Annotated in this window: 26 protein-coding genes and 1 tRNA gene; 23 read left to right on the forward strand and 4 right to left on the reverse strand. The window is 38.1% G+C overall.

Going from position 1 to position 22,180, the window contains the following annotated elements; genetic code table 11:
• The first annotated feature begins 6 nt into the window (after window positions 1-6).
• Complete coding sequence (gene der, locus QJV33_RS09210) at window positions 7-1,395, forward strand: ribosome biogenesis GTPase Der (protein WP_281463053.1); 1,389 nt, start codon at window positions 7-9, stop codon at window positions 1,393-1,395.
• 391 nt (window positions 1,396-1,786) lie between these two features.
• On the opposite strand, the gene QJV33_RS12035 is transcribed toward der, so the two are convergent.
• A complete protein-coding gene (locus tag QJV33_RS12035) occupies window positions 1,787-2,434 on the reverse strand; it encodes a YoaK family protein (protein WP_408869655.1) in 648 nt (215 codons plus the stop codon).
• A gap of 178 nt (window positions 2,435-2,612) precedes the next feature.
• Between QJV33_RS12035 and QJV33_RS09215 the strand changes: the two genes are divergently transcribed.
• From QJV33_RS09215 to leuB, 12 genes are all read left to right on the forward strand, one after another.
• Entirely contained in the window at window positions 2,613-3,185 is a 573-nt protein-coding gene (locus tag QJV33_RS09215) for a Spy/CpxP family protein refolding chaperone (protein WP_281463054.1), read from the forward strand.
• Between the two features lie 127 nt (window positions 3,186-3,312).
• A complete protein-coding gene (locus tag QJV33_RS09220; protein ID WP_281463055.1) occupies window positions 3,313-4,236 on the forward strand; it encodes a hypothetical protein in 924 nt (307 codons plus the stop codon).
• Window positions 4,237-4,433: 197 nt separating this feature from the next.
• On the forward strand, window positions 4,434-5,822 hold the full coding sequence (gene ffh / locus QJV33_RS09225; protein ID WP_281463056.1) for a signal recognition particle protein: 1,389 nt from the start codon (window positions 4,434-4,436) through the stop codon (window positions 5,820-5,822).
• Between the two features lie 42 nt (window positions 5,823-5,864).
• Complete coding sequence (rpsP, locus tag QJV33_RS09230; RefSeq protein WP_281463057.1) at window positions 5,865-6,218, forward strand: 30S ribosomal protein S16; 354 nt, start codon at window positions 5,865-5,867, stop codon at window positions 6,216-6,218.
• 36 nt (window positions 6,219-6,254) lie between these two features.
• Window positions 6,255-6,800: a ribosome maturation factor RimM gene (rimM, locus tag QJV33_RS09235; protein ID WP_281463058.1), complete on the forward strand. Its 546-nt coding sequence runs from the start codon at window positions 6,255-6,257 to the stop codon at window positions 6,798-6,800.
• Window positions 6,797-7,495 carry a tRNA (guanosine(37)-N1)-methyltransferase TrmD gene (gene trmD, locus QJV33_RS09240; RefSeq protein ID WP_281463059.1) on the forward strand — a complete coding sequence of 233 codons (699 nt, stop codon included), beginning with the start codon at window positions 6,797-6,799 and terminating at the stop codon, window positions 7,493-7,495. The genes rimM and trmD overlap by 4 nt, the downstream gene beginning before the upstream one ends.
• A gap of 85 nt (window positions 7,496-7,580) precedes the next feature.
• Entirely contained in the window at window positions 7,581-7,973 is a 393-nt protein-coding gene (gene rplS / locus QJV33_RS09245) for a 50S ribosomal protein L19 (protein ID WP_281463060.1), read from the forward strand.
• A 115-nt stretch (window positions 7,974-8,088) separates the two neighbouring features.
• Window positions 8,089-9,492, forward strand: coding sequence for a 3-isopropylmalate dehydratase large subunit (gene leuC, locus QJV33_RS09250; protein ID WP_281463061.1), 1,404 nt, complete (start codon window positions 8,089-8,091; stop codon window positions 9,490-9,492).
• A gap of 1 nt (window position 9,493) precedes the next feature.
• The gene (gene leuD, locus QJV33_RS09255) at window positions 9,494-10,129 is read left to right on the forward strand and encodes a 3-isopropylmalate dehydratase small subunit (protein WP_281463062.1); all 636 of its coding nucleotides are present in this window, start codon (window positions 9,494-9,496) and stop codon (window positions 10,127-10,129) included.
• A gap of 259 nt (window positions 10,130-10,388) precedes the next feature.
• Window positions 10,389-10,916: a hypothetical protein gene (locus tag QJV33_RS09260; protein WP_281463063.1), complete on the forward strand. Its 528-nt coding sequence runs from the start codon at window positions 10,389-10,391 to the stop codon at window positions 10,914-10,916.
• Window positions 10,917-11,040: 124 nt separating this feature from the next.
• Window positions 11,041-11,655 carry a glutathione S-transferase family protein gene (locus QJV33_RS09265; RefSeq protein ID WP_281463411.1) on the forward strand — a complete coding sequence of 205 codons (615 nt, stop codon included), beginning with the start codon at window positions 11,041-11,043 and terminating at the stop codon, window positions 11,653-11,655.
• Window positions 11,656-11,684: 29 nt separating this feature from the next.
• Entirely contained in the window at window positions 11,685-12,788 is a 1,104-nt protein-coding gene (gene leuB / locus QJV33_RS09270) for a 3-isopropylmalate dehydrogenase (protein ID WP_281463064.1), read from the forward strand.
• Between the two features lie 179 nt (window positions 12,789-12,967).
• On the opposite strand, the gene rpsU is transcribed toward leuB, so the two are convergent.
• Window positions 12,968-13,171, reverse strand: coding sequence for a 30S ribosomal protein S21 (rpsU, locus tag QJV33_RS09275; RefSeq protein WP_008853618.1), 204 nt, complete (start codon window positions 13,169-13,171; stop codon window positions 12,968-12,970).
• Window positions 13,172-13,330: 159 nt separating this feature from the next.
• Here rpsU and QJV33_RS09280 point away from each other — a divergent pair, with 159 nt between their 5' ends.
• Genes QJV33_RS09280 through QJV33_RS09290 form a run of 3 tightly spaced genes read left to right on the forward strand, consistent with a single transcriptional unit; the run spans window position 13,331 to window position 16,003 of the window.
• The gene (locus QJV33_RS09280; RefSeq protein WP_281463065.1) at window positions 13,331-13,870 is read left to right on the forward strand and encodes a MarR family winged helix-turn-helix transcriptional regulator; all 540 of its coding nucleotides are present in this window, start codon (window positions 13,331-13,333) and stop codon (window positions 13,868-13,870) included.
• The gene (locus QJV33_RS09285) at window positions 13,867-14,601 is read left to right on the forward strand and encodes a response regulator (RefSeq protein WP_281463066.1); all 735 of its coding nucleotides are present in this window, start codon (window positions 13,867-13,869) and stop codon (window positions 14,599-14,601) included. Before QJV33_RS09280 ends, QJV33_RS09285 begins: the two co-directional genes overlap by 4 nt.
• A 10-nt stretch (window positions 14,602-14,611) precedes the next feature.
• Window positions 14,612-16,003, forward strand: a complete 1,392-nt coding sequence (locus tag QJV33_RS09290) for an ATP-binding protein (RefSeq protein ID WP_281463067.1) — start codon at window positions 14,612-14,614, stop codon at window positions 16,001-16,003.
• A gap of 5 nt (window positions 16,004-16,008) precedes the next feature.
• On the opposite strand, the gene QJV33_RS09295 is transcribed toward QJV33_RS09290, so the two are convergent.
• Window positions 16,009-16,629 carry an outer membrane protein assembly factor BamE gene (locus QJV33_RS09295; RefSeq protein WP_281463068.1) on the reverse strand — a complete coding sequence of 207 codons (621 nt, stop codon included), beginning with the start codon at window positions 16,627-16,629 and terminating at the stop codon, window positions 16,009-16,011.
• Window positions 16,630-16,739: 110 nt separating this feature from the next.
• On the opposite strand from QJV33_RS09295, the gene QJV33_RS09300 reads away from it, so the two are divergent.
• From QJV33_RS09300 to QJV33_RS09330, 7 genes are all read left to right on the forward strand, one after another.
• Entirely contained in the window at window positions 16,740-17,297 is a 558-nt protein-coding gene (locus tag QJV33_RS09300; RefSeq protein ID WP_281463069.1) for a DUF177 domain-containing protein, read from the forward strand.
• Between the two features lie 198 nt (window positions 17,298-17,495).
• A complete protein-coding gene (rpmF, locus tag QJV33_RS09305; RefSeq protein ID WP_281463070.1) occupies window positions 17,496-17,699 on the forward strand; it encodes a 50S ribosomal protein L32 in 204 nt (67 codons plus the stop codon).
• Window positions 17,700-17,802: 103 nt separating this feature from the next.
• Window positions 17,803-18,861: a phosphate acyltransferase PlsX gene (gene plsX / locus QJV33_RS09310; RefSeq protein WP_281463071.1), complete on the forward strand. Its 1,059-nt coding sequence runs from the start codon at window positions 17,803-17,805 to the stop codon at window positions 18,859-18,861.
• A gap of 37 nt (window positions 18,862-18,898) precedes the next feature.
• The gene (locus QJV33_RS09315) at window positions 18,899-19,873 is read left to right on the forward strand and encodes a beta-ketoacyl-ACP synthase III (protein ID WP_281463072.1); all 975 of its coding nucleotides are present in this window, start codon (window positions 18,899-18,901) and stop codon (window positions 19,871-19,873) included.
• A gap of 111 nt (window positions 19,874-19,984) precedes the next feature.
• A complete protein-coding gene (locus QJV33_RS09320) occupies window positions 19,985-20,299 on the forward strand; it encodes an integration host factor subunit alpha (protein ID WP_281463073.1) in 315 nt (104 codons plus the stop codon).
• Window positions 20,300-20,302: 3 nt separating this feature from the next.
• Window positions 20,303-20,896, forward strand: a complete 594-nt coding sequence (locus QJV33_RS09325; RefSeq protein ID WP_281463074.1) for a MerR family transcriptional regulator — start codon at window positions 20,303-20,305, stop codon at window positions 20,894-20,896.
• Window positions 20,897-20,950: 54 nt separating this feature from the next.
• Window positions 20,951-21,024 (forward strand) — tRNA-Pro (locus QJV33_RS09330).
• Between the two features lie 6 nt (window positions 21,025-21,030).
• Here QJV33_RS09330 and QJV33_RS09335 read toward each other — a convergent pair.
• A complete protein-coding gene (locus tag QJV33_RS09335) occupies window positions 21,031-22,152 on the reverse strand; it encodes an AI-2E family transporter (protein ID WP_281463075.1) in 1,122 nt (373 codons plus the stop codon).
• Between the last annotated feature and the right edge of the window lie 28 nt (window positions 22,153-22,180).

Raw genomic sequence — 22,180 nt, forward strand, 5'->3', positions numbered from 1 at the left:
AAATTCGTGGCATTATCCACTAAATCTTTGCCTGTTGTTGTGATTGCTGGGCGCCCTAATGTTGGGAAGTCTACCTTATTTAATCGTTTGGCAGGCAGACGATATGCAATTGTAAACGATCAACCAGGTGTTACACGTGATCGTAAATCTGTTGATATTATGCTGAGGGGCAGAAATGTTTCTTTGGTGGATACTGCTGGATGGGAAGAAGATGATCCTCAAACCGTTTTTGGACGGATGCGCCAATCTTCTGAAAGTGCAGTTGCTTCTGCTGATGTGGTTATTTTTTGTGTGGATGCGCGTTCGGGTATTCATCCTGTCGATCAGCATTTTGCTCAATGGCTTCGAAAACAGGGTAAAATTATTATTTTAACTGTTAATAAAGCAGAGGGGCATGCCGGGAATGTTGCTGCTTTGGAAATGTATAGTCTTGGGCTAGGAGAACCTTATCCTGTTTCAGCGGAACATGGTGATGGGGTTGGAGATCTTATTGAGGCAGTTCTTGATGCTTTACCCAAAGAGAACGATGAGGACGATGACGTTTTTGAAGACGATGAGAATGAAAACGTAGATCGTCCTTTAAAATTAGCGATTATCGGTCGACCAAATGCTGGAAAATCAACTTTGGTTAATCAATTGCTAGGTGAGCAACGGGTTATTACAGGTCCAGAAGCTGGATTAACCCGAGATTCGATTACGGTCATGTTAAGGGATGAAGAAGGCGAGGTTGAGCTGGTGGATACCGCTGGGCTGCGTCGTAAAGCAAGAATTGATGAGACATTAGAAAAAATGTCTGTATCAGCGTCTCTTGTTGCATTAAAAATGGCCGAAGTTGTGGTTTTGGTCATTGATGCTGAATTAGGCGTGCATGAGCAAGATTTGCAAATTGCACGTCTGGTAGAAAGAGAAGGGCGTTGTTGTATTCTTGCTTTGAACAAATGGGATCTATTAGAAAATAAAGACGAAGTGCGTCAACAAATCAAAGATCGTATCGAAATCTCTTTGACGCAAATGAGTGGTATTTTTACGGTTTCTTTCTCAGCATTGACGGGACGAGGTGTGCATAAATTGCTTCCTACAGTGCGTAGAGCTTATGCAATATGGAACAAACGTATTCCTACAGGGGCTTTGAATCGTTGGTTTGAAGAGGCGATCACACGACATAATCCTCCTATGGTTGAAGGGAGACGTTTAAAAATTCGCTATATTACGCAAATTAAAGCGCGTCCTCCGACCTTTGTGTTGTTTGGAACAAGAACTTCAAAAATACCGATGGATTATCAACGCTATTTGGTGAATGGATTACGTGCCACATTTGATATGCCTGGCACACCGATACGGTTGCAGTTTAGGGATAGTAAAAATCCTTATGCAGCAGGCTCTTCTAAGGATTGATTATATTCGATAAAGGCGCTGAGTATATTAAATATTCAGTGCTTTTTTTATAATAGCAATAATATGATCAAAAAAAAGCAAATATCATGATGTATATGATTTTATAGGAAATGATATTGAAGTTGCTAGGAAAAATATAGTGATTGTCATGGTGGTGATTATTTTTCATTTCGGACAGATACATTATTTTAAAATTAAAATATAATATTGATCTTTATGATCGAGACGCAGCTGAATTAGCATATTCAGAGTATAAAATTCTTTTTTATTGTTCTTATTCAGATAATTTGTTGGTGTATTAGCGCATACTATCTGCACATCAGCTATTTATTTTGTTAGAAAGAAAAATAAGTATTTAATTTAAATGAGATTGTGGCGTTGTAAATAAATACTAAGAGCAATTGAAATCAGAAGTAATATTCCCAATATAGTTTCTCCTATAAATTGCATGAAATGGATGCAAATAACACCCGTTAAGGCACCTAATTATAAAAGCAAGAATGACATAAAATTGCATGATATATTGTTTTATTTTTGCGGTATAGTTTGGATCATCTTTGTGTAGCGTAAAGTAATTATTGATTAAATTGGTGCTCATTCCCGTAATATAGCTGGAGTGAATACCGATTTTGTATAAATTGTTAATAGTTCCATTTTGAAGACCCAAGGTAAAACTGAAACTACCAAAAAATATAATATGGCTGATATCATTATAGAATCGTAAATTAACCACAAAAACACAAATGATAACGACCAGTTGTAATAATAATGCAATGGATGTTTTATAAACGAATCTAATTTTTTGATTGGTTCGAAACCATACGCCTAACATGGTACCGCTTGTAAATCCTATAATGACCATAATAGAATGAAACAGTGATAAATAGTTATGGTTGACGGCATACACCGTGCTGAGCACAAGGTTCCCTGTCAAATGACCTGTAAATATCCCAGAAATAAGATAAGAGCTGGCATCGGAAAATCCACCTATAAACGTAAATAGTAGCATATATAAGGAGATTAGATATTTATGGTGCATGACTTGAAATAGTTTCAGTTTTTTGGAACGCTAAAAAGGCAAGGTTTTTAAAGCTATCATGAAAATATACAGAATTCGTCATATTTTCGCCTAAAAGATTATCGAAACTCTTAACAAGAGCACGATACAAGTTTGGCTATAATTTCAAATTGTGTAAATATAAATAAGGATGAACATAATGTTTAATAAAAAAATGCTCACTTCTATGGTAGTTGCTAGTGGATTAAGTTTAGGAGCAATCGGTGCTGCGTTTGCACATCCCGAAGCATCACCGCCACCTCCTCCAGGCGAATTGCCTCCACCACCACCTTCGCACCGTCTAGGTGGAATGTTTGGTTCAGCTGTTGGTCCGATGGGAATGATTTTCCAAGGTGTGAAGCTGACTAAGGAACAAAGAGAAAAAATCCATACAATTTTTGATGCAGCCCGTAAAGAAGAAAAAACTAATCGTGAAGCCATGAAATCTATCCATGATCAAATGGCGGCAGCTCTATTGTCCCCTGGAAAAGTAACAGCTGAAACGTTACAACCTGTTTTGGACAAGCAAACAGCTCTTGAAAAAACAATAAAAGAAAGTCATGTCAAAACTATTCTTGCATTGCGTGATGTGTTGACACCAGAACAATTGGCAAAAGCCAAAGTTCGTTATACAAAAATCAAATCAATTAGAGAACAAATGAAAGAGTTGCGTGAAATGGATGCATCTGCTCCAGAGGATGGATCAGTAACTTCACCGCCTTCAGAACCTTAATTTGAAATAACATTATATCTTATTGATTTGATGTAAAACCTGTTACAAGAATTTGTAACAGGCTTTTTTTTATATATGGTATGAGTGATTGGATGATAAAAGCGTATTTTATAAAAGTAATGAGTTCATGAAAAATCATTTAATTTTTAAGATGAATATTATATTCTTTTTATGTTTTATAATGGGTGGGATGAACGCTCTTGCAACAGAGCCAAACGCTATTGATGAAATGCCTAAATCCTGTCAAAGGATTGCACCTGAAAAACTCATTTTCGACCTTCCCTTATATACACAAGAATTAACGCAATCTCAACAAATTCAAATCCGAGCCATAATAGATGATGCACGCATGCAGGCCTGTATATTACAAATGCAATATGATGGATTGTTACAACAGATAATAGCCTTACTTTTTGAAAATTCAGAGGATATTTCGGAACAATTAAAGCCATTTTACGATCAATTATCCTCTGTCGTGCAAAGTAGAACAGAAAATAAATTAAAAGCTGTTGCTTCTATTCGTAAATTATTATCAGAAAAAGAATGGCAAAATGGTATTATCGCTTATGCGCGTTTTATAACTTCAAAGAATGAATATATAAAACAGCAAATAGCACTACAACAATTTTCAGAGAAACTAATGATGGGGAATAATTCCCCAAACGCTCAAATAATTTTTGCTGTTCCTCAATTTTACTGTGTAATAAACAACTCAAAGATACAGATATTAGTACAAATCATATTGACATTATCGTCGACATATATTCAAGAACGAGATTTTGCAAATAGTGTGAGGCGATATAATATAGAAAGTTGTCATATTCTTCGTGATAAATATCAATATGTTGAGCAGTTTTTAAAAATGATGACGACAAGTGGTGTTGAAGTCGATGAACAACAACGTCAAACCATTCTTAAACAGTTGGCAATTAAAGAGTATTTGTTAGAGATTAATCAAATACAGACAATATCGTCTTTGTTTCAGATGTTAACTCAGGCACAAAAAAACCAATTAAGAGAGAAATATATGTTGTTAAAAAATATTCTTTGAATAGTTTGATATAAGAATTTTGCGTAACTGTTTATAATAAATCACCTCACGACTAAACATAAACACATTTATAAATATTCCTTCTTGACATTGGACAAATAACTAAGGTAATTTAGTCTAAAGATAAGAAACGTCGCCTCGCGAAGACTCGTGCAGTGACGCGTTATTTATTTCTTAAAACTGTAGGATGATTTAACGTGTTTGATCGTTTATCTGGAAAGCTTTCTGGCGTATTTGATGGGTTATCAAAACGCGGTTCTCTGTCTGTAGAAGATGTCAATGAGGCCATGCGCGAAATTCGCTTGGCGATGTTGGATGCTGACGTTGCTTTGCCAGTGGTCAAAGACTTTGTTAATAGAGTTCAAGAAAAGTCTGTCGGTCAAGAAGTCTTACATAATATTTCCCCAGGGCAAGCCATTGCAAAGATCGTCAATGACGCTTTGATCGAAGCACTTGGTGGAGCAGGGGCGGTTCCATTAAACCTGAATGCTGTGCCTCCTATTCCATACTTGATGGTAGGGTTACAGGGGTCTGGTAAAACCACGACTTCTGCAAAAATTGCGTATTATTTAAATCGTCGTGAACGTAAAAAAGTTTTATTAGCCAGTTTGGATACATACCGCCCAGCTGCTCAGTTACAGTTAGAGCAGCTAGCTAACCAAGTTAAAGTAACATCTTTACCTGTAATTGAAGGGCAAATGCCTGTTCAAATCGCGAAACGTGCGATGGAAGTTGCACGTTTAGAAGGATATGACGTTGTTATCTTGGATACTGCGGGTCGTCTGTCTATCGATGAAGCGTTGATGGAAGAAGTCCAAAATATTCGCGACGTCGCAAAACCAGTTGAAACCTTGTTGGTTGTCGATGCAATGACAGGGCAAGATGCGGTTCATACAGCCAAAAGTTTTAATGAAAAAGTTGGTATTACTGGCGTTGTGATGACTCGTATGGACGGGGACGCACGTGGTGGTGCCGCTTTGTCAATGCGTGCGATTACTGGTGCACCGATTAAGCTGGTTGGTATGGGTGAAAAAGTGGATGCGTTACAGGAATTTTATCCTGAACGTGTTGCCAGCCGTATTCTTGGTCTTGGGGATATTGCTGGCTTGGTTGAAAAAGCCAGCGAAACCATTGACCAAGAAGAAAGTGAGCGTCTTGCAAAAAAGATGCTTAAAGGCAAATTTGATCTGAATGATTATGCAGCTCAAATTGGTCAAATTAATAAAATGGGTTCTATTTCAAATATCATGGATATGATGCCTGGTATGGGCAAAATGAAAGAGAAACTCGGAGATAAAGAGTTAGATACCTCTATCCTGAAACGTCATCAGGCGATTATTTCGTCAATGACCAAAGCAGAGCGTAAACAACCTGCGATTATCAAAGCATCTCGTAAAAAACGTATTGCAGCAGGATCAGGGGTAACAGTTCAAGAAGTTAATCGTCTATTAAAACAATATGATCAGATGGCTTCTATGATGAAGCGGTTTAATAAACTGGGTGTTAAAGGTTTAATGCGTCAGGGATTATCCGCTCTTTTACCAAAAGGAATGACGCCACCACCCGGTGGTGGGATGATGCGTTAATTCTTTTTTAATTGTGGCTAGATATCTGGAGAGAAACAGTCAATGAGCCTTAAAATTCGTTTATCCCGTGCAGGGTCAAAGAAACGTCCTTATTATCACATCGTTATTGCTGATAGCCGTTCACCACGGGATGGCCGTTTCATTGAAAAAGTTGGATCTTATAATCCAATGTTACCAGCAGATCATGCTGAAAGAATTCGTTTGTTTGACGAACGTATTAAACACTGGTTATCACAAGGTGCTCAAGCAACCGATCGTGTTGCACGCTTCCTAGGAAATGCTGGTTTGGCACCTAAATTTGAATATCGTGAACAACCAAATCAGTCAGCCCCCAAGAAAAAAGCACAAGAACGTGCTGCGGCTGCTGCTAAAAAGAGCGAAGAAGCTGCTGCTTAATCGTTATTAAGTTATCGCAAGAGAGTAACAATCTTTATGAAAACAGAGCTGGTTCATATAGGGACAATAGGAAAGCCCCACGGTGTTCGTGGTTTGGTTCACCTGCATCCTTATGTTGAAAATCCAAAAGATTTAGAGGATTTTGGTGAACTGGTTGATGATCGTGGAGAGCGTTGGACAATAGTTTGGCAAAATAGCAAGGTTGCAGCACTTTATGATGGTCAAAAAAAGCGGGTAGAGGATCGTACTGCCGTTGAAAAATTGACTAATCGTAAATTATTTGTTCCCAGAGAGTTGTTGCCTGAACCAGAAGAAGATGAATTTTACTTTAGTGATCTGATCGGATTGCAAGCAAAGATTAAGCGTGCAGATCAGTCAGAGGCAGTCTTTGGAACGGTTCATATTGTTCATGATTATGGTGCAGGCGTTAGTTTAGAAATTAAACGGGATCAAGGGGAAAATGCTCTAATTCCATTTACTAAACTTTGCGTTCCTGAGATTGATATTAAGTCTGGCTGGTTATTGGTTAATCCTCCAAACGAGGTGGAAGTTCGTCCATCGAATGTAAAGGATCAATCATGACTTGGCAGGTTGATGTCTTAACGTTATTTCCAGAAATGTTCCCTGGTTTTTTAGGGTATTCCCTTGCAGGTAGAGCATTGGAAGATCAGCGTTGGTCATTAAGAATACATGCACTTCGTGAATTTGGTTTAGGACGGCATAAAGCCGTTGATGATACACCTTTTGGTGGTGGGGCTGGTATGGTTATTCGTGCAGATATCTTGGATGCTGCACTAGAGGCAACAAAACCTCAAGATAACCGTCCAATACTCTATTTATCCCCCAAAGGTCGTTTATTACAACAGACAGACGTGATGCGTTATGCATCGGGTCAGGGTGCTTATTTTATTTGTGGTCGTTATGAAGGGGTCGATGAACGGATCTTTCAAAAACACATAATTGAAGAGGTTTCTATAGGCGATTATGTTCTTTCAGGTGGTGAGCCCGCAGCATTGATTTTGATGGATGCATGTGTGCGTTTATTGCCTGGTGTAATGGGTTCCGATCAAAGTGGAGTTGAAGAAAGTTTTTCTTCAGGTTTGCTGGAATATCCTCATTATACGAAACCTGCGCAATGGCATGAGTATGCTGTGCCAGAAATATTACTGTCTGGAAATCATGGTGCGATTGCATCTTGGCGCAAAGAACAAGCCGAGCTTGCAACAAAGCAACGTAGACCAGATTTATGGGAATCCTATCGAGGAAACCGTAAATAGTTATAGTGCTGATGATAAATAGTTTGTTACTTGAATTGCTTAAAAGATTGTAGACCTTATCTTATTGTAAAAGGAATAGGATTAAATGAATACCATTCAAAAATACGAGGCAGAAGAAATCGCTCGTTTAACAGCAGAACGCCCAGTTCCTGAATTCTTTTCTGGGGACTCTGTTCGTGTTGATGTTCGCGTTGTTGAAGGTGAACGTAAACGTATTCAGGCTTATGAAGGTGTGGTTATTGCACGTTCAAACAAAGGCTTGAATAGCAATTTTACTGTTCGTAAAATTTCTAATGGTGAAGGTGTGGAACGTGTATTCCCTCTATATTCACCAACCATTGCTGCGATTACTGTAGTACGTCATGGTGATGTTCGCCGTGCAAAATTATATTATCTACGTAGCCGTAGCGGTAAATCTGCACGTATTAAAGAACGTAGCCGTGATGTAAAAAAAGCTGCTGATACAGCTCAAAACTAATAGTTTATTTATTAGTTCATAATAAAAGACTATATATGGTTCTGGCAGCTTTTTAAGTAAGGTTGCCAGATATTTTATTTCAGAAACAAAAACCAGCAAATAATAAGGAAAAAAAATGAAGGCGCGTACTTTATTTGATAAGTTGTGGGATAGTCATGTGGTTGAACAACTTCCAGATGGTACCGCAATCCTGTATATTGATCGTCATTTGATTCATGAAGTGACTAGCCCGCAAGCATTTGAAGGATTGCGTATGGCTGGACGTAAAATTCATAATCCAGAAGCGATGATGGCAGTAATCGATCATAATGTGCCAACAACAGATCGTAACCAACCTATTGTTGAAGATGATAGCCGACAACAAATTGAAGCATTGGAACATAATGTTAAAGAGTTCGGTGTTCCTTTTATTCCGTTAAAATCTGATAAACAAGGGATTATCCATGTTGTAGGACCAGAGGAAGGCATTACGCTTCCTGGAATGACTATTGTCTGTGGGGATAGCCATACATCAACGCATGGTGCCTTTGGAGCATTGGCTTTTGGTATTGGGACTTCTGAAGTTGAGCATGTGATGGCAACTCAGACTTTGTTACAAAAGCCAGCGAAAAATCTAAAAATTGAAGTTAATGGTAAGTTAAAGCCAGGTATGAGTGCCAAAGACATTGTTTTGGCAATTATTGGTAAAATCGGTACTGCGGGTGGTACTGGTCATGTGATTGAATTCACAGGGGATGCTATTCGTGATCTGGATATGGCTGGTCGAATGACTATTTGTAATATGGCAATTGAAGGTGGTGCAAGATCAGGGTTAATTGCTCCAGACGAAGTTACATTTGAATATATTAAAGGTCGTCCAAACGCACCACAAGGGGCTGATTTTGATGCTGCGGTTGAATATTGGAAAAGTCTTGCCTCTGATGAAGGTGCGCATTATGATAAAATTGTTACCATTAATGTGGATGATTTAGAGCCAATGGTAACATGGGGAACCAGCCCAGAAGACGTATTGCCAATCACAGGAAACATTCCTGATCCAGCTTTACTTAAAGATGAATCTCAACGCTTACGTAAACAACGTATGTTGGATTATATGGATTTAAAAGTTGGGATGCCTATTGCTGGCACAAAAATTGATGCTGTTTTTATTGGTTCTTGTACCAATAGTCGACTTGAAGATTTGCGTGCTGCTGCGCATGTTTTAAAAGGTAAAAAAATTGCCAATCATGTTTGGGCTTTGGTTGTTCCTGGCTCTGGCGTTATTAAAAAAATAGCAGAATCAGAAGGGTTGGATAAAATTTTTATCGACGCTGGGTTTGAATGGCGTGAAGCTGGATGTTCAATGTGTCTTGCGATGAATCCTGATCGTTTAAAACCAGGTCAACGTTGTGCGTCAACTTCAAACCGTAACTTTGAAGATCGCCAAGGACCAGGGGGTAGAACGCATCTTCTCTCTCCAGCAATGGCTGCTGCTGCTGCGATTAAAGGTGAATTAACAGACGTAAGGGAAATGATTTAAAATGGATAAATTTGATGTTTTAACCGCAATTGCTGCACCTTTACCTGAAGAAAACATTGATACGGATAAAATTATCCCTGCACGCTTTTTAAAAACAACCAAAAGAAATGGATTAGGAAAATTTGCTTTTTATTCATGGCGTTATGATGAAAATGGTAAAGAGCGTGAAGAATTTGTTTTAAACCGTGAACCTTATCGTCAAGCTGAGATTTTAGTGACTTATGAGAATTTTGGTTGTGGTTCTTCCAGAGAACATGCGCCTTGGGCATTATTAGATTTTGGTATTCGCTGTGTGATTGCACCCTCTTTTGCAGATATTTTCTTTAATAACTCTTTCAAAAACGGTATTTTACCTATTCGTTTACCAAGAGAGGTTTGTGAACAGTTGGTTGAAGATACCAAAATGGGTGCAAATGCCAAATTAACGATTAATTTGGAAAAACAAGAAATTATTCGCCCAAATGGGGAAAAGATTTCTTTTGAGGTCGATCCTTTGCGTCGTCAGCTTTTGTTAGACGGGCTCGATGATATTGGTCAGACCCTGCAACATGTCAAATCAATCGATAATTTTGAAAAAAAACGCAAGCAAACACAACCTTGGTATCCCAAAGTATCTGCGGATAAGTTATCTTCTTAATTGATATAGTGTTTTGAAAAATAAGGAAAATAGCTCATTATACTAAATAATGGGCTATTTTTTATTGAATTTTATGTTTATTATGGAAATGTAATATTAAAATAATAGAAAAATAAAATGGGATTATCATAAACACAAATTATCCGCTCCTTAGGTGAAACACTTGAATGGTTTGAAAAAGAATTAGAGTGGGGTGTTAATCCAGCTGAATTACGTCATTTAACTGGGCGAATTGGTGAGTTATATGTTGCGGGGGCAGATGGCTCTTGAGGTGAATCAAAGAGGATATGATGTTGTTTCAGCTGAGGGAGAACACATATCTGTAAAAACGATTACTTCGACTAAACATATTAGATTTAATTTAAATAGTTTTGATCAAGTTCATCGCGTGGTTATCATTCGTATAGTTTTTGATGAAAATAATGAGATTTCTATCGAAGAAATATTAGATAAATCAGCAGATGACTTTGTAGCATGTTGTTGGGTAGATGAGCATAGAAAAAAATACATTTATTCTCCTTATAAACAAACACGATCTGTTCCTCTAGCACAGCAAAAAATAGCGAAACAAGTTTATTATGATGCATATCAGATTAGTGAATACGAAAATGGTAGAATTGTAATGACAAAGGATGGTCAAGAAATTACGAATATCAACCAAATATTACAAAAAATAGCTTTATCTTTGGGGATTGATATTTTTACACGTAGTAGAAATCAACGAACAAATAGACGGCTTGGAGCAAAGATTATTGCTGCGATAGAGTTAAATAATTCCTTATTATAAACGGAATTTTATGTGTAATATTTTATTTATTCTTTGGGTATCTATAGAAAAGTTGGATTATTTAATAATGCTGTTATAGTTTTATCATTGCGTATTATAAAATAAAAGGTAGATGACGTTGGTGATGAAATTAATCGGGATGTTAGATTCCCCTTACGTTAGACGAGTTGCAATTTCTTTGAAAGCAATGAATCTTTCATTTGAACATGAAAAACTTTCTGTTTTCAATGATGTTGAAAAGATGCAAGCCATAAATCCTTTAATGAAAGCACCGTCATTATTGACAGATGAAGGTATTTTATTAATTGATTCAACATTGATTTTGGAATATTTAGCCAGAAAATGTCCTGAGAGTTGCTCTTTGCTTCCAAAAGATTTAGATCAATTTACAAAGTCTCAGTATTTAATTGGGATTGCATTAACATTATGTGACAAAGCTGTGCAGCTTTTTATGGAATATAATCGTCGTCCTCCTGAAAAATTCTATCAAGAATGGGCAGATCGTATTACTGAACAATTACAAGTTGGTTTGCGATTACTTGATCAGCAGACAATTGTTAATGATGATGGGTATCTAGTCGGTAATCGTATCATGCAAGCTGATATTACAATTGCTGTTGCGATTAAATATATAGAAAAAAAATTGCCTGATATTTATAAAAATCATGTATCAAAGCAGTTAAAAGCATTTTCCTCTGGGATCGAAGCAATGCCTCTTTTTAAAGAATTCATGTTTTAAATGATTTTACTTCATAATGGATTAAAAGAATGACAAAAGAAAAAAAGATATTAACGTTGGCTGGTGATGGTATTGGCCCAGAAGTGATGGAACAAGCACTTCATGTACTTGATTGGGTACAAGAAAACTCTGATTTATCTTTTTCAGTAGAAAAAGATCTCGTTGGGGGTGCTTCTATTGATGCAAATGGTGTGCCTTTAACACAAGAAGTGATTGCTAAAGCAAAAGCAGCAGATGCGGTTTTATTTGGCTCTGTTGGTGGTCCTAAGTGGGATAAAGTTGGGTTTGATAAACGCCCTGAAGTAGGAATTATTGGTCTTCGCAAAGAATTAGGATTATTTGCGAATTTACGTTCTGCTATCGTGTTTGATTCGTTGATCGGTGCCAGCACGGTAAAGCCTGAAGTTATTCAAGGGCTTGATTTGATGATTGTGCGTGAAAGCACAGGTGGGGTTTATTTTGGTGAGCCTCGTGGGATTGAAACATTACCAGATGGAACGCGTAAGGGCGTAAATACCGAAGTCTATACATCTGTTGAAATTGAACGAATTGCACGGGTTGCTTTTGAGTTGGCTCGTCAACGTCAAAATCGCGTTTGTTCTGTTGAAAAATGTAACGTGATGGAAAGTGGTCTTTTATGGAAAGAGGTTGTGACCGAGCTCCATCAAAAAGAATATTCTGATGTAGAACTTTCCCATATGTTGGCTGATAATTGTGCGATGCAATTGGTTCGTAATCCAAAACAATTTGATACGATTCTCACAGGAAATTTATTTGGTGACATTTTATCTGATCTAGCTGCAATGTTAACAGGCAGTTTGGGAATGCTTCCTTCCGCAACGCTTGGATCGCGTCAAGCAAATGGGGTTATTCCTGCTTTATATGAACCAATTCATGGGAGTGCTCCTGATATTGCAGGGCAGGGAAAAGCAAACCCATTGGCTCAGATTTTGTCTTTGGCAATGATGTTACGTTATTCTTTCGATCAACAAGCAATTTCTGAAAAAGTTGTTCATGCTTGTGAAGCTGTTTTAAACCAAGGTCTTCGTACACCAGATATTATGAGTGATGGGATGAAACTGGTTGGTACGGAAGATATGGGTAAGGCTGTATTGGTAGAGTTGAACAAATAGCTCTAAGTTAATTGAAAGCTCATGTAATAAAATATATGGGCTTTTATAATGTCATAGATAAGTAAAACGCTTCATTATAAATAACGAAGCGTTTAATAACATCACCAACTTACAAAAAATTTTGATTAGAAGAATATGAAAATAGAGTTATTTTCGTATGTAGACTCTTAAAGAAAAAACTAGAAGCCTTCGCGTTCTACGCGTTTACGTTCCATTTTACGAGCACGTCTTACAGCTTCAGCAGATTCGCGCGCACGGCGTTCTGATGGTTTTTCGTAATGACGACGTAATTTCATTTCGCGGAAAATACCTTCGCGTTGCATTTTTTTCTTTAAAGCTTTTAAAGCTTGATCAACATTATTATCTCTAACAAGAACTTGCACTTGGCTGTCATCTCCTGTGTGTGTTAAGTGAATATAAACTACACATATTTTCGTAAATATATATAACTAGACAAAGTTATATACGCTATTTTGTTCAAAAAAGAAATAGATTATTGTAATTTCAATGTGTTTTTCATTTATTTATAAAGAGATTTCTATTTGTATCGCCTTTTTCCCAATGATCTTCCTATTTCAAAACCTGGAGAAGAACTTTTATTCTTGCGTGAGGAAAAGATTCGTTTCATGCAAGATATTTTATTTTTTATTGATTGTGAATTCCATAACGCGACAAAACCGATCTTGCAAGAATATGGTATTGGTCATGCCCATCATCGTTTAATGCAATTTGTTTGTCATTGTTCTGGTGCCAGTGTCAGTGAAATTTGCAAATTGTTAGGGATTACCAAGCAAAGTTTGAATCGAGTTTTACGAGAAGTGCTGGAACTTGGATATGTTGAATATCGTATGAATGCAGAGGATCGACGCAAAAAAAGTCTGTATTTGACGCGACAAGGGGAAATGATCGAAGAAAAACTGTTTCAATTGCAACGTAAACAGTTTTTGCGCGCTTTTCGGGAGGCACCCAATAATACACATATTGAAGGGTTTCAACGTATTCTTTATGGTATGTTAAGTGTAGAATCTAAACAGTTATTAGAGCTACATTCAAGTCAAAAAACAGATAAAGGAAAAGCATGATGGATGAGGGTGTGAATAAAAATGAAGATTCTGACTCTTTACATGTTTTAGTCATTGATGATGATCCTCGGCTGCGTCGGTTGTTGCAACGATATTTAAATGAAAATGGCTTTCGTATTAGTGGTGCAGAATCTGCCAAAGAAGCCAGAGAGTTACTGAAATTCTTACAACCCGATGCGATTGTTTTGGATGTCTCAATGCCAGGTGAGGACGGATTACAATTAACACATGCGTTGCGTGAAGAAGGAAAGGATTTGCCAATTATTCTCCTCACAGCTCGTGGGGAGCCAGAAGATCGTATTGCTGGTTTAGAAGCTGGTGCAGATGATTATTTAGGAAAACCATTTGAACCCAAAGAACTCTTACTACGCCTGCGCGCTCAATTACGCCGTTTGCAACAACCGATTATGACTGATAACGTAAGGGCTGTAAAATTAGGAAACATGGAGTTTGATCCTATTCGTAATTTGCTTATCCACAACAATGAAATCATTCATTTAACAGGTGGTGAAATTGCGCTTTTACGTGTGCTAGCCAGTCGCCCGAATGAGATTTTGTCACGAGAAGATATTGTGCAAGAAATCGGTATGGAAGAAATTGGCGAACGCGCTGTAGATGTGCAAGTGACACGTTTGCGTAGAAGGATTGAGGTCGACCCCAAACAACCCAGGTTTTTACATACGGTCAGGGGCAAGGGATATGTATTAAAACCGAGTTACTCTTTGTCGTAAGGGGATTATTGTGTTTGCTCATTTGCATCGCCAACGTCGAGTTTCTAAGGAACAAAAAATTGCTGTTGATCGTAAAGTGCGTCGATTTTTGCCACGCTCTTTATTGGCGCGTTCGTTGCTGATGATATCAATCCCTTTATTTATAACGCAGGCAATTTCCCTAGAATTATTTTACGGAACTTTTTTAAATACGGTTTCTCGTCGGTTAACTGATTCGGTTAGTAGTGAAATCAGTTATATCGTTCAACAATATTCAACAACGAAGTCTGAGCAATATCGTGCTGCTTTGTTGGATCAATCACAACAATATCTGCAATTAAATATTAAATGGTTGTCTAGTCAAAATTTGCGTAATCAATCAAGTAATGGGTTGGTTTTAGGACCTGTCGATGAATTATTAGACCGAGGCTTAGCTGATCGTCTCGATATTCCTTTTAAAACAGACTGGCACAGCTATACAGATCAAGTCATTGTTTCGGTACAACTTAAAAATGGTATATTACAGTTCCTCGTCCCCAAGAAAAAATTAACCGCAGGATCTGTATGGTTGTTTGTGGTTTGGATCGTAGGCAGCGCGTTAATTTTATTTATGATTACATCTGTATTTGCATGGGTTCAATTCAGGGCTATCCGTCGACTATCCAAAGCAGTTGAGAAATTTGGAAAAGGTAGAGATCCTGGAATATTAATACCTGTAGGTTCTAAAGAGTTACGAAATGCAGCTGAATCATTTAACGTGATGAGAGAACGTATTTTGCGGTTTATCAAACAACGTACGGTTATTCTCGCTAGTGTTTCTCATGATTTACGCACTCCTCTGACACGCTTAAGACTCAGTTTGGCCATGTTACCACAAAAAGGTGTGATTAATGCCGAAGATCAAGCCATGGATATCGCTGAAATGATTGGCGATACAGAAGAGATGGAGCAAATGATTTCGGGGTATTTGTCTTTTGCTAGAGGTGAAGGAACAGAGGAGCCTCAAATGACAGATATGGTGCAATTAACCGAAGATGTTGTGGCAGCGGCTTATCGATTGGGTACTAAATTTATATCAGCCATTATTCCTGCATCTTTGCCAGATATGATGGTTAGAACAGGCAGCCTTCGTCGAGTTCTTGGGAATATTCTTGAAAATGCCAGACGTCATGGTGGTCAAGTTGCTATTGAGGTGCAAGATAGAAGTAGAGGGATTTTATTTATAATCGATGACGATGGTCCTGGTATTCCCGAGGAAAAAAGAGAAACAGTGTTTATCCCTTTTCAAACTGGCAACAGTCAAAAAGGTACAGGCTTAGGATTAGCAATTGCATTGAATATCGTTCAAGGGCACGGTGGGGATATTGAATTGCAAAACAGCCCACTGGGTGGGCTGCGTGTTGTGATTTTTATTCCTAAATAGATAAATTATCGGATAGTATTGCCAGAGCTTCCGATACCACCAGCGGTGTTTGGATTGTTGGCAAAAGGTCCTGTGCTGTTATTGGGTCCAAAAGTGCTGCCTAGCCCCATTGCGCTGAGAGGGGAATATTGTCCGATATTACCCAAAAGTTGTTGGAAGAAATTAGTTTTCGTTCCTGGTGTTGGGGTTACTTCTGCGACCATTCCTACAGGTTTTGCATCTTTTTTGCCAAGATGTTGTATTTTTTGCAAAGTTCCATTTTGATCGAAATATAATGACAAGACTTCTTGTTTGGTAATTCCAGGATATGACAAAGGAACAAGCCGTGTCATCATAGAAATATAAATCCAGTTATTTGGATCAAAAGTTGCGTAAGCTGTTGGAGAACCAAGAATATCGACAACGTCTGCTTTACTTGTGCTGCCGACTTGTAATGATTTCAGATCTTCCTTACCAATAATATTCCCTCTGGGAAGTGGTGGAGGGGAAAAAATTGAACAAGCAGATAAAGTCATTCCAACTGAAAGAATAGAAGCCAAACAGGCACCTTTTCTTGCTTTGCGAAAAGATTGAAAGCGTGTTTTAAGAGACGGGGCAAGAGGTTTCTTATTGAAGCATGGACGCATGATTGATAAATATTCCTCGAGATTTGGATATAAAAAAAATACCTGTTATAAAAATGCGTATTGTAGTTTGAATAAAACTTCAACAAAAAAAAACATATAAAGGAATAAAAATGAAAGCATGTTGCGAGTTTTCAAGGAAAGTGCAAATTAATCAAATACAAAAAAAGCCACTGACTATTAAATTAGAAGCAAATGAGGATGAAAAACTGGCTTTGGCAGAACGTTTTTCTATTCCCCAAGTGCAGTCTTTATTATGTAATTATCAGCTAAAATATTTTCATGGTAGGCAAGTGCGTGCAGTCGGGGAAATGAACGCTATCGTCATGCAAAATTGTGTTGTGTCGCTAGATGATTTTTTAGTGACAATTAATGAATCATTTGAACTTCATTTTATTCCTAGTGATAAACTATCATTAGAATTAGAGGAAATTGATGATCCTGATGTTATACCTTATGAAAATGATGTGATTGATTTGGGTGAAGTGACTGCCGAGCAATTGGCGCTATTTTTGGATCCTTATCCCCACAAAGAGGGTCTTGACCAATCTAATTCATTGATATTAAGTGAAAATGAGGTCGAGATTGTCAGGAATAAAGAGCCCAAAGAAAACCCATTTAAGGTGCTTGAACAGCTGAAAATTTCGAATAAAGATAAAAAGAAATCATGATTTTGTACTAATCTGCTTGTTATTTTTGAAAATAAGAGATATTAACTCTTAGGAAACTAAAAATTACAGATAATCGACGTTTATTGCTTGCATATAAGGTTGTTATCTGTTAGAAAACTCGTTTTAATTTGAATAGTTTAACTATAGATGCCAAGCAATCTTGAATTGTTTGGTCGTTGGGAAAGGTAGGAGGGACTAATGGCTGTTCCTAAGAGAAAAACATCACCTTCACGTCGTGGCATGCGTCGTAGTCATCATGCTTTGCGTACAGAAGCACATGCAGAATGTGGTAATTGTGGCGAATTGAAACGTCCTCACCATGTTTGCAGTCACTGTGGTCATTATGATGGTCGCGAAGTTGTTGCTGCTGGAAAAGGGTTAAAAGTTGCTGTTCGTCAGTAATTTTTGAGGAAAACCTGTAAAACATCTATCTTGTGAAATAAAGCTTAATGATTATGTTAGATCAATTTTTAAGTAAATGCTTTACAGGGATACATTATAAATAATGAGCCAAGAAGTGGAAATTCAAAAAGAAGATCAATATGATCTCGCTATTGATGCAATGGGGGGTGATCAAGCACCTGATATAGTCATCAAAGGTTTGGATTTTACGGCACTCCGCCATCCAAATGTAAAAATATTGTTAATTGGTGACGAGGGAAAAATCAATCCTTTACTGCACCAATATCCTAATGTTTCTGCAATTTGCACAGTGCGGCATACTTCTGTGTCAGTTCCAATGGAGATGAAACCAACCGCAGCCTTAAAATTGCGGGATTCGTCTTTGCGTATGGCAATGGATAGTGTTGCCAAAAAGGAATCTAAAGGCATTGTTTCTGCTGGTAACAGTGGTGCGATGCTCGCTTTGGCACAAATTATTATCAAAACAATGCCTGGTATTGCACGCCCTGCGATGGCGGCTATTAATCCAACAGCCAAAGGCGATGCGGTTATGTTGGATTTAGGGGCGAATGTTGCCTGTGATAGCCGTAATCTTGTTGATTTTGCGATCATGGGTCATGCATTTGCCAAGGCAGTTTTGGGGCTTCCTCATCCTACAATAGGTTTGTTGAACGTTGGATCAGAAGAGCTTAAAGGTGATGAACGTTTGCGAGGCGCTGCAGAAATTTTACGTAACAGTCCTCTTTCTGACCAATTTTATGGTTTTATAGAAGGGCACGATATTACTGCTGGCACCACCGATGTTGTTGTCACTGATGGTTTTACAGGCAATATTGCATTAAAAACAGGTGAGGGCGCATTAAAACTTGTTTTCCATTTGTTAAAGCAAGTTTATACTTCTGGTGTGCGTGGAAAGCTGGGTTACTTGATGGTTCGTCCTGGTTTGGAACGAATGAAAGAATGGCTGGATCCTCGCCGTTATAATGGAGCGGTTTTCGTTGGGCTGAATGGGGTGGTTGTAAAATCCCATGGTGGTGCCGACGAGGTTGGGTTTGCATGTGCGGTTGATGTTGCAATGGATATGATAAGTCACGGTTTTTATGAAGAAATTTTGACTGGATTATCCAAAGTAAGCGCAGCAAAAGAGAATAATCAGCAATAGCAAATGATATATTAATAAGAATTTTTAGGATAACTGAATGGCAGATTGTTCACGTTTAGTCGGGTTTGGTGGGTATTTGCCAGAAAAAATTGTGACCAATCAAGAGTTGTCACAACGTGTAGACACCTCTGATGAGTGGATTCGCGAAAGAACAGGAATTAAGCAGCGTCATATTATTTCGGGTCATGAAACATGTAATTTCATGGCAGCAGCAGCAGCGCAACAAGCAATGGAGTATGCTGGATTAACATCAGATGATATTGATGCGATTGTTGTTGCAACTTGTACGCCCGATCAAATCTTTCCAACAACGGCTGCAAAAGTTCAACAAATTTTGGGAATAAAAAGAGGATTTGCTTTTGATGTTTCCTCTGCGTGTGCTGGATTTGTTTTTGGGTTATCAGTCGCGGATAATTTTATTCGCAATGGTCAAGCTAAAAATGTTCTTTTGATCGGCAGTGAAGTCTATTCTCGTATCTTGGATTGGTCGGATCGAAGAACTTGTGTGTTATTTGGTGATGGGGCTGGTGCTGTTGTTTTAAGTGCAGAAGAAATCACAGATACCAATAAACAAAATGGAATATTAGGGGTCTATTTACATACTGATGGTCATTATAGTGATCTATTATATGTAGACGGAGTTCCTGGTCAAACAGGGGATGCCTGTCTTTTGAAAATGCATGGGCAGGAAGTTTTTCGCCACGCAGTTACCAAGCTATCAGAAGTTGTCGAAGAAGCATTGATTGCGCATCATTTGACACATGATGATATTGATTGGTTGGTCCCGCATCAGGCAAATTTACGCATCATTACAGGTATGGGAAAAAAACTGAATCTGCCTCTTGATCGTGTTGTTGCGACGGTTGATCGTCATGCAAATACTTCGGCTGCGTCTGTGCCATTGGCTTTGAATGAAGCAGTGCGTGATGGGCGTATTCAAAAAGGGGATTTGGTTGTCATCGAAGCCTTGGGTGGCGGATTAAGTTGGGGATCCTCTATAATTCGTTTATAAAAAAAATTGATTTTAAAATATATTTCAGGCTACAAGGAAAAAAAAGCCTTCTTATTTTAATTTGGCTATATTGTGTTAACAACTTTTAGATTATTGATTATTTGACAGATTATGCAAACTTTGACAAGAGCAGGACTCATAGAAAAACTTTACAGCCATGTTGGCCTTTCACGCAGCGAATCTGCTGTTTTGTTGGAAGAAGTATTGGAAAAAATTGTTTCTACCCTAGAAGGTGGGGATGCCGTTAAAATTAGCGGTTTTGGTACGTTTTCAGTACGAAAAAAAGGCAGCCGTATCGGGCGCAATCCAAAAACAGGTGAAGAAGTTGTTATTGAACCCAGACTGGTTCTTTCATTTCGTCCTAGCCAAATGCTTAAAAATAGTGTTAATGAAGGTATGATGAAGAAAGTTGCCAAAAAGGATTAAAACATGACGAATAGCACCTCTGCGGGTTCTTCTAATGAATTAGAGGAACAATTCTTGGACAATTTCGAAGAAGATTCTGAGTTAGAGGAAAATGGGACGACCAAGAAACACCCAGGTGCTTTTCGTACTATTAGTGAGGTTGCTGAGGAAATTCAGGTTCCTCAACATGTTTTACGTTTTTGGGAAACACGTTTCAAACAAGTTCAACCTGTAAAGCGCAGTGATGGTTGTCGTTATTACCGTGCTGAAGATATTGCGTTATTGAAATATATATCGGAACTATTATACACCCAAGGTTATACGATCAAGGGTGTACAACGTTTGCTAGATGATGATTTTTCTCGGTTTAATTCTCAAAAAGAGCTAGAAACAGAAGCATTGGTTGAAACGCATGTTGATTTGCAAGAGACATCGGTTCAAACAGAATCTAACGTTTCAGATTCTATTGCAACTAATGAACAACCTATAATAAATTCAGAAGATAATTCTCAAGAAATTATGCGTTTAAAAGAGCAAAATATTCTGTTGACTCATTTTTTACGATCAGTTTTGGATGAGCTACAAGAGCTAAGAAAAATAATTGCTGCCGAGTGTTAGTTTTTTGTTGCCTATAGCCATATAGGTTTGCTATATGGCTTTTACACCTTTAAACGGGCAGTAGCGCAGCCTGGTAGCGCATCAGTCTGGGGGACTGGGGGTCGTGGGTTCGAATCCCGCCTGCCCGATATCGTTTAGGTGTTATAAGAGGATAATCCCTTCTTTTTTGCAGTCCAGTTGCACCATAACATCATTAGGGCCGCCATGATTGCAGGTCCAATAAATAGACCAATCATTCCCCAAGATTCTAATCCTCCTAGAATTCCAATTAAAACCCAAATAAAGGGCAGCTTTGTTGAGCCTCCAATCAAGGCGGGTCTGATAAAATGATCGGCAATAAAAACGACAACGCAGCCAATAACGACAACAGTGATTGCTGCAATAGATGAAACCTTCAATAAAGCGGTTAATGCAACAGCAGCAATAGCGATAAGCGGGCAAAAAGGAATCATCGCAGCAATGGCTGTCATAATGCCAAATAACGCAGCATGTGGAATACCAACCAGTGCATATATGATTCCAAGGATAATTCCTTGTCCAAGACCAACCAACACCAATCCTGAAACGGTTCCGTGAACAGAAGAAATCATTTGTTTAGCAATATCTTCGCCTTGTTTTCCAAATAAACGACGGGATCCTCGTAAACATTGTTGAATAACGGTTTCCCCATCTTTGAATAGGAAAAACAAGGTAATGATTGTAAATAGAAATAATAATCCGCGGTGAAAGAGTTGCGCACCGATTTTTTGTGTAACATAGACCCCACGGCTAAGATGTAGGCTGGAAAGCAGCTCCGAGGCAGATTGTGGGTCAGTAAGGTTATTATTCCACCAATTAATCACATTTTCTTTGGCAAAAGGAATATTTTGTAACCATAATGGTGGGGGGACACCTTCACGACTGGCGTGAATAACCCACGAAAATGCAGTTTGTATATCTTTTGTTGCTTCAACAGCGATGATGGTCAATGGAAACATAAAAAGAAACGTGATAATACAAGAGAAAATTAATGGTAAAAGAAAGTCAGGTTTACGGCATGACCAGTGCTTTTTGGCTTTCATATATAAAGGCCAACATGCGATTGCAAAGATCACTCCCCAGATAAGAGAGGGAAGAAAAGCGCGTATGGTATAAAGCCCAAATAAAAACAAAATAATCGTTAAGCATGTTTGTGCAATGGTCTGATTATGGATTTGCTCGGCAATACTGAGTTGTCTTGTAATATTCAGGTCGGATTCTTTTTTTGGAAGAGGCATATTGTACCTTATTTGTAATGACTTTTGT

Origin of the sequence: Commensalibacter nepenthis, from assembly GCF_029953305.1 — a bacterium.
GTDB classification, from domain to species: Bacteria; Pseudomonadota; Alphaproteobacteria; order Acetobacterales; family Acetobacteraceae; genus Commensalibacter; species Commensalibacter nepenthis.